Genomic DNA, 5,842 nt, shown 5'->3' with positions numbered 1-5,842 from the left:
TAAGTGGCTGAATAGTTACTATATTTGTACATATAAAGTGCTAATTTATATATTACGAATTATATATTAAAATAAAGTTATAGAATATAATGTATGTAATATATATAAATTTTAACTGTTTTATGCGGTTAAATGTATTTTTTGATTTGTAGAAATCTGAAATTATTAAGTTATTACAAAAAATATTTTAATTATATATTTTCAAGTTTGTAGAAACACTCTCAATACAAATTATTTACAACTCGTGTCTGTGTCTTTAGATTCTGATTTAAAAAATACAATATAAAAGTTATTTATTCTTATATAAGTTTATTTATTAACATTATTTGATATCATTGTATCAAAAGCTTTAAAACTTTTATTTAAATACTGACGAAATATAGATCGAACGAAAAAAGAAGGTAATAATCAGAGGAAAAGAAAAAATTATCGGAAGAATGATTTATAAGAAAAGGATCCTAAAACTAAGGATTCAACACAGTAATTTTATATTAATTTACTTTCATATACGCTGGGAGTTTACTCGCTTGCTTTTTTGTTTTTACTCTTTCACTTTAATCTTTTACTTACTCCTTCAGTTTCATTGGCTCTCCGCAGCAGTCCATATCACCAGTACAGCCTACAGAGCAGCTATCGTTCGTGCACTCATTTACTACTTTAAGCTCAAGCCCGCATCTCTCACAAACAAGAGTTTGGCCAGCCCTCAGTTCATTGCAGTTCATTTCATATTCCCCAATTTTCCTGACAGAAAAAATATGTAATTTAGGTTCAAATTATTTGTGAAACAATCGTTCGGAAGATTGGTCTTGAAGATTGGTCTTGAAGATTGGTCTTGAAGATTGGTCTTGAAGATTGGTCTTGAAGATTGGTCTTGAAAATTAGTATGTAAGCCTGAAATTAAGAGAAAGAATAAGAAACAATCCTGACAGCATCATACTCAAGGACTTCTACGAGGGAAGAAGAAAGGTGAGAAAGTAAAAAACAAAAAGTGAAAAGGTAAAAAACAAAAAGTGAAAAGGTAAAAAAGGCAGAAAATTTGTCCGGATACCGGACTTTTAGCCGAAATTCAGCCATATCAAACCCTGTCTTCGTGGCTCTTCCTTGCAACACAGCTCTCAAGTGATGCACTTGCAACAGCTTTTGCAACCGCAGGCACTACACGCCTGTCAAGGGGATCAGGAATTATGTGATCTTCAGAAAGTTCGTTGATCGTTACAACCTCAGCAAGCGCACGGGCTGCAGCCATTTCCATCTCAGGTGTTATTTTCCTTGCACAGGTGCTGAGAGCTCCTTTGAAAACCCCAGGAAAGCTCAAGCAGTTATTAAGCTGGTTTGGAAAATCCGACCTGCCCGTAGCAACAACCCTTGCTCCTGCTCGCTTTGCGGTATCAGGCATTATCTCAGGTAGAGGGTTTGCCATAGCCATTACAATTGCATCTTTTGCCATGGATTGAACCATTTCCTCACTGACTATGCCCCCCACAGAGACTCCGATAAAAAGGTCAGCACCCTGAAAAGCATTTTCAAGCCTTCCTTTCAATTTTTCAGGATTTGTGAGCCTGGCAACTTCTTCTTTTACTGGGTTCATACCGTTTTTCCGGCCCTCATACACGAGTCCTTTAATGTCACAGACAAGAATCCTTGACGGGTTTGCTCCTGCCCGAACCAGAAAACGGAAAATTGCTACTCCTGCAGCTCCCAGTCCTGAAATCACTATATGTAGTTCATTTAACTTTTTATTCACAATTTTAAGGGCATTGAGAAGTCCGGCAAAAACTACAATGGCTGTCCCATGCTGGTCATCGTGCATAACTGGCAGATCGAGTTCTTCACGCAGCCTACTCTCGATTTCAAAGCAACGAGGAGCACTGATGTCTTCAAGGTTAATGCCCCCAAATGCGGGAGCCAGATGCTTTACCGCTTTTATTACTTCTTCGGTTTCCTGTGTGTCCAGGCAGATCGGAAAAGCATCAATGCCTGCAAATTCTTTGAAAATTATTGCCTTTCCCTCCATAACAGGCAGCGCAGCATAAGGTCCTATATTCCCGAGCCCCAAAACTGCCGATCCGTCAGTGACAACAGCAATAGTATTTCTCTTCAGGGTATAGAGGTAGACAAGTTCCGGGTCCTTGATTATCTTCCTGCACGGCTCGGCAACTCCTGGTGTGTAGGCGACACTGAGATCGTGTATAGTTTGAAGGCTAACTTTACTGGCAACCTCCAGCACACCCCCAAGCCGTCGGTGCACAGCAAGTGATTCCTGATATAAGGATGTGTGTTCATCACCATTTTTTTCCTGGTGTTTTTTCAGATCCGTTCCTGAATCCTTTTCCAGAGTTATTTTGGAATTTTTTTCCAGATCTTTTTCAAAGTTCTTTTTCAGATCAGTTTCCAGCCCTGAGTCTGAGTGCATATTTTTGATCGCAGTACCCCCTGACAATACTTACCTTAATATCATAGCAAAGCCTTAACGCGATTAAGTTCTAAGAACTAAAACTTTCAGAGAATCTTATTGTTGTTAGCACAGCCTTAGTCCTATTAAATTTTAAGAAATAAACTTTCCTGCATAATAGTCTACGCAGGCCGTAGATAAACCCACTGGCTAGAATTATGAAACTGGTATACTGAACCAACAGACTTTAATTTACTGACCTGAACCAGCTACCTTAATCTATGTTTACTGACAGCCTTTTCAATCCCTAGAATCCTGATCAATTGAATTGCAAAAAATTCGGCCGGCGAGAATTAATGCGCTCCGCATCATTACCGCAGAAAAGATATATTATTTAAGAAGAATAGTCCATTATGCAAATTAAAGGAATAGCTCGTGATACTCTTAATTTTATCCTGGAGGCTAGTAAATCCATGGCTCCCCAGGAATTTGCCGGACTTTTGCAGGAAAAAGATGGCATTATCACTGAAGTTCTTATATTACCTGGCACGGAATCCAGTGATTCAAATGCTGTTCTCAGACTCTATATGATGCCGAACATTAAAGCCGCAGGTTCAGTCCACAGCCATCCAGGCCCGAACCGCAGCCCTTCACAGGCTGACCTGCGTCTTTTTTCGAAAACAGGCAACTGCCATATTATAGTTGGCCACCCCTATAATAGTCAAAGCTGGACATGTTATAATAGGGAAGGAGAAGTAAACGATCTTCCCGTGCTTGATGTTGAATTCGAGGACTACGAAGATATTTGACTTAAGGATCGACGTAAGGATCAGTTCGGTAAAACTCCTTGCTCCATGAATACCTCATCGCTGTCGAAAAACGTTAATCCATCTAAATACACTTTTCTGGAAACACGATCATTAACAAAAAAGTGCAGTATCCAGAGCTGGTAAGCAGTATAAAATAACCGATAGAAAACTGGCAAATAACCTGCAGGGGCCGGCAGATAGTCATCAAACAGTTATCAAATCGTCATCAAACAGTTAATCGTCATCAAATAGTAATCAAATCGTCATCAAATAGTAATCAAGTCGTCAATAAATAGCTACAAAATAACCGCAAATAGATGGCAAGCAAATGATAAATAACCGGCAAAAGCTTTCTGGATATAAGTATAAATAACTTCAGTCAGTTATTGTAATTTTCCAGCTGTTGATAAGATCCTGATCCTTACCTGCATTCTGGTAGTCTACCAAAAATGTTTTATTTACAGATACATATTATTTAGAGGATACATCCATACTTAAGATATCTGATAAGAAGCGATCTCTTGCTTCAGAGGTTGTATCCGGGCAAACACTCTGGGACTAAGACCAGGTGGCCTTCATATAACTGGAGGTAGTAATCCGAATGCCTACATGCCAAGATTGTAGATTCTATACGGCTATTGATGAGCTAAAAGGCGAATGTTTCAGCCTGGGTTTTGAAGTGCACGGGAAAACCGATTCCAAGAAATGCCCGGAAAGGGCTTTCAGGCCAAACAAAGGCCCCAAATCAAAAAAATCCGGCGCACATAATCACTAAAAACGTGAAAAATAAAAGGCAGAAAAAGCTCAGAAGGAAAAAAGAGCCCAAAAAAGAGGTTTAAAATGTTAAAAATGAATTGAAGCGAACCTCCAGCCCTAACATAAATTCCGCAATGCTTGAATAACTTTTCTATTTGCTTGCCGGAATTAAACAAGCTTAAACGAAATCTCATTAAATTTTTTTGTTTTGTATCTTCTTTTATTTTTATCTTCCACATCGCCACTCATAGAAATTCACATATTTTATGTGATTTTGTTAATTGTCCAAATTTTTGCTATAACCTGACAGACACGGAAAAATTAACTTGATAATTTATAACTACAAAAAAAGAAAACACCCGTGCCTGTATTCGTAAACCAACCCTTTTGAGAACAAGCGTTAGTCCGTAACCATTTGGCCGGTTGATCATACTGTCACGACATTTTCACTCAAGCTTTTTTTAAAAGGTTTGCAGGCAAGCAGTTTTTTCAAAAGGCTTGCTTTTTCGAAAAGGCTTGTGAGAACTAACAACTGACTTCATAAGTGGTTTCAAGGACTTCCTGGGCAATCTGGATAAGCCTGAACCAGGTATTCAGTGCTGAACGCAGAGAAACCACATCTTTAGCTTCTACGCGGAGTACCAGCTTATTTGCATCTTCAAGGGACAGGTCTATTGCAGACCGTTGTGAAAAATTGTCATCGAGTTCGGGCAGGAGAGCCCTATAGATCGTTTCTGCAGTTTCAGTTTCAAAAGTAAATTCTGCGAAAAGTTTCAAGGAATTCCTCCGGATAAATCTTCTTGGGATGTTTTTGAAGTAAGTAAGGGAAAAATCGGTTTTGAATTTCCTATGAGAATTGTCTTAAGATTCTTATCATAAGGACTCTTATCATAAGGACTCTTATCATAAAAAATCAATTTATAAAATTCGGCTTTAAATATAAGGGTTTGGAAGTCAATACTTTTTAAAACCCCGGAGATTAAACTTAAAAAGGGACTTGCCACTACCCATAAACTCGATATCCTTTTCTCCAATCACTATTAATGTGGAACTGGGAGAAAGTCGATCAATTTTATCGCTTTCGACCCTTAAAAAATGGAAAAAAGACTCAAAGGAGTCCACAATATCTCCCTGACCTGTAAGCCTGGGCTCGATATCGGAAAACCAGTAAGAATCTAGCTCCTTGGAGTACCAGTCCGTAAATCTGAGTGAAAAAAGGAGCTTTCCGGCTTCGTCGTAAAAGCTGAGTTCCCCGGGATTTCCATGGTACTCTCCTATGACTATGAGAGAACCGCCCTCCTCAAACTCCAGAAGTTCCTGCATGCCCATTTTTCCGCGTGGAATACACCTGCCAACTATAAACCGCGAGAGCAACTTGCAAAGTGACCTAGTTCTTGCAGAAGGTTTTCGAGAAGAAGTGACCAGCATACTTTCCCTGACAAGTTAGAAGTATATATTACTTTCTCTCCCTCGGTTAGTGTTTTATATTTATCTTGTTTTGTTTATGTACATGGGTCATCGATAAAGGCTGAAAAACGAGTACATTTGCCTTGCTTTTTTAATATCAAGAACACAAGGGCTGGAAATGTAAAGCCTGAGGATTTATGGACTCACTCTTGCTGTCTTTATTAGCGTGATCTCTGGAGTGATTTTTGAAGTGGTTCCTGCATATAGGGCTTCAAAACTGAAATCTGTGGACGCGCTGAGATATGAGTGATGAAAAAAAAAGGGAATACTCCTTTTTTAATGAAAGAGATCTGCAAAGAAATTACTATAAAAAGGAATATAGATCTGTGAACTTTGCAATATCCTGAAAAATTACAAAACATAGCAACTGCTTATTGCTACGACTTGGATGCAGAAAATCAAAATAGAAATTCAAAAT

At 38.5% G+C, this 5,842-nt stretch carries 6 protein-coding genes; 2 read left to right on the top strand and 4 right to left on the bottom strand.

Annotated elements, in window-relative coordinates; translation table 11 throughout:
- Positions 1-566: 566 nt before the first annotated feature.
- Positions 567-722 carry a hypothetical protein gene (locus A9239_RS19395; RefSeq protein WP_176722114.1) on the bottom strand — a complete coding sequence of 52 codons (156 nt, stop codon included), beginning with the start codon at positions 720-722 and terminating at the stop codon, positions 567-569.
- Between the two features lie 353 nt (positions 723-1,075).
- The gene (locus tag A9239_RS07320) at positions 1,076-2,413 is read right to left on the bottom strand and encodes an NADP-dependent malic enzyme (RefSeq protein WP_080943702.1); all 1,338 of its coding nucleotides are present in this window, start codon (positions 2,411-2,413) and stop codon (positions 1,076-1,078) included.
- A 392-nt stretch (positions 2,414-2,805) separates the two neighbouring features.
- On the opposite strand from A9239_RS07320, the gene A9239_RS07315 reads away from it, so the two are divergent.
- Together A9239_RS07315 and A9239_RS19390 are read left to right on the top strand one after the other, a co-directional pair.
- The gene (locus A9239_RS07315; protein ID WP_048117025.1) at positions 2,806-3,201 is read left to right on the top strand and encodes a Mov34/MPN/PAD-1 family protein; all 396 of its coding nucleotides are present in this window, start codon (positions 2,806-2,808) and stop codon (positions 3,199-3,201) included.
- A 601-nt stretch (positions 3,202-3,802) separates the two neighbouring features.
- Positions 3,803-3,976: a hypothetical protein gene (locus tag A9239_RS19390; RefSeq protein ID WP_176722113.1), complete on the top strand. Its 174-nt coding sequence runs from the start codon at positions 3,803-3,805 to the stop codon at positions 3,974-3,976.
- Positions 3,977-4,482: 506 nt separating this feature from the next.
- On the opposite strand, the gene A9239_RS07310 is transcribed toward A9239_RS19390, so the two are convergent.
- Positions 4,483-4,734: a KEOPS complex subunit Pcc1 gene (locus A9239_RS07310; RefSeq protein ID WP_048117024.1), complete on the bottom strand. Its 252-nt coding sequence runs from the start codon at positions 4,732-4,734 to the stop codon at positions 4,483-4,485.
- A gap of 177 nt (positions 4,735-4,911) precedes the next feature.
- A complete protein-coding gene (locus A9239_RS07305) occupies positions 4,912-5,385 on the bottom strand; it encodes an rRNA maturation protein (protein ID WP_048155673.1) in 474 nt (157 codons plus the stop codon).
- Positions 5,386-5,842: the final 457 nt, after the last annotated feature.

The organism is Methanosarcina sp. A14, from assembly GCF_001729375.1.
GTDB lineage: Archaea > Halobacteriota > Methanosarcinia > Methanosarcinales > Methanosarcinaceae > Methanosarcina > Methanosarcina barkeri.
The sequence above is the reverse complement of the archived record's forward strand: the minus strand, read 5'-3'. Positions and strand labels throughout refer to the sequence as shown.

Excerpts from the sequence above, each read along its gene's own strand:
- A9239_RS07320 (WP_080943702.1), bottom strand. The coding sequence starts at position 2,413 with ATGCACTCAGACTCAGGGCTGGAAACTGATCTGAAAAAGAACTTTGAA.
- A9239_RS19390 (WP_176722113.1), top strand. The coding sequence starts at position 3,803 with ATGCCTACATGCCAAGATTGTAGATTCTATACGGCTATTGATGAGCTA.
- A9239_RS07315 (WP_048117025.1), top strand. The coding sequence starts at position 2,806 with ATGCAAATTAAAGGAATAGCTCGTGATACTCTTAATTTTATCCTGGAG.
- A9239_RS19395 (WP_176722114.1), bottom strand. The coding sequence starts at position 722 with ATGAACTGCAATGAACTGAGGGCTGGCCAAACTCTTGTTTGTGAGAGA.
- A9239_RS07305 (WP_048155673.1), bottom strand. The coding sequence starts at position 5,385 with ATGCTGGTCACTTCTTCTCGAAAACCTTCTGCAAGAACTAGGTCACTT.